This is a genomic window from Mesorhizobium sp. M2A.F.Ca.ET.037.01.1.1 (assembly GCF_003998075.1).
Classification (GTDB): Bacteria; Pseudomonadota; Alphaproteobacteria; order Rhizobiales; family Rhizobiaceae; genus Mesorhizobium.
Genome location: NZ_RZSA01001270.1, coordinates 1 through 1,568 on the forward strand (window position 1 = coordinate 1; position 1,568 = coordinate 1,568).

1 protein-coding gene is annotated in these 1,568 nt (G+C 64.3%); it reads left to right on the forward strand.

Annotation, left to right across the window (positions count from 1 at the left end; translation table 11 throughout):
* Nucleotides 1-1,568: DNA ligase D (ligD, locus tag EOA27_RS35830; RefSeq protein ID WP_127258655.1), on the forward strand; the 1,568-nt coding region annotated here is incomplete at both ends.

Sequence of the window (1,568 nt, forward strand, 5' to 3'; positions counted from 1 at the left end):
AGGCAAGGCGGCCAAGGGGCAGACACCGAAAGTCTGGCAATCGGACAGGCCTGCCAAAGCCAAGGCCGGCCAGGCCCGGCGGCTCGAATTCATCGAACCGCAGCTGGCGACGCTGGAGAAGGAAGCGCCCACCGGCGACGACTGGCTGCATGAAGTGAAATTCGACGGCTATCGCATGCAGGCGCAGATCGAAGGCAGCGAGGTCAGGCTGCTCACCCGCGCCGGCCTCGACTGGACCGGGAAGTTCGAGGGGCCGGTCACCGCCGCGCTGGCCAAATTGAAATGCCGCGATGCCATCATCGACGGCGAGGTCGTAGTGCTGGCCGACAGCGGCGTGTCGTCCTTCCCGCTGCTGCAGGCGGATCTCTCGGCCCGCCGCGCCGACCGCTTCATCTATTATGTGTTCGACCTGATGCGGCTCGACGGCGAGGATCTGCGCCGCGAGCCGCTGGTCGAACGCAAGCAGGCGCTGGCCGAACTGCTGGGCCGGCAGCCCGAAAATTCGGCGCTGCGCTTCAGCGACCATTTCCACGAGCCCGGCAAGGTCATGCTGCAGCATGTCTGCCGCATGGGTCTGGAAGGGGTGGTGTCGAAGCGCGCCGATGCGCCCTATCGCAGCGGGCGCGGCCTCACCTGGATCAAGTCGAAATGCACGCTCAGGCAGGAATTCGTCATCGGCGGCTATCTGCCTTCGGACAAGACGGGCCGCGGCCTGCGCTCGCTGCTGGTCGGCTTCAATGAGGGCGGCAAGCTGCACTATGCCGGCCGTGTCGGCACCGGCTTTTCCGGCAAGGTGATGACGGATCTGAAAAAGAAGCTCGATCGCCTCGAGGCGAAGACATCGCCCTTCTCGGCCGCGGTGCCGAAGGGCAAGGGGCTCACTTTCGTCAAGCCCGAGCTTGTCGGCGAGGTGGAGTTCCGCAGCTGGACATCCGACCGTATAATCCGCCACGCCTCGTTCCAGGGGCTGCGCGAGGACAAGCCGGCGGAGGAAGTCGTGCAGGAAAAGCCGAAAAAGGCCGAGAGCCAGCCAAAGCCGGGCGCAAAGACGCCCTCAAAGCCTTCGGCCGGAACGGCGAAGACATCGATAAAACTCTCTCATCCCGATAAGCTGCTGTGGCCCGACGAGAAGGTTTCGAAACAGGACCTGCTCGACCACTACGCGCTGGTGTGGCCGCGCATGGAGCCGTTCGTCGTCAACCGGCCGCTGAGCCTCGTGCGGGCGCCGGACGGCGTCCACGGCCAGCGCTTCTTCCAGAAACACGCCTCACCCGGCATGAGCGACAAGATCGCCAGGATGAAAGATCCGACCGATGGCGAGCAGATCCTCTACATCAAGGATTTCGACGGGCTGGCGGCGCTGGTCCAGTATGGCGTGGTCGAGGTCCACATCTGGGGCTCGACGATCGATGCGCTGGAAAAGCCGGACCAGATCATCTTCGACCTCGATCCGGATGAAGGCGTCGATATCTCCAAAGTGCGCGAGGCGGCGCTCGACATCCGCAAGCAGCTCGACGAGCTGTCGCTGCCGAACCTGGTCAAGACCTCCGGCGGCAAGGGCTATCATG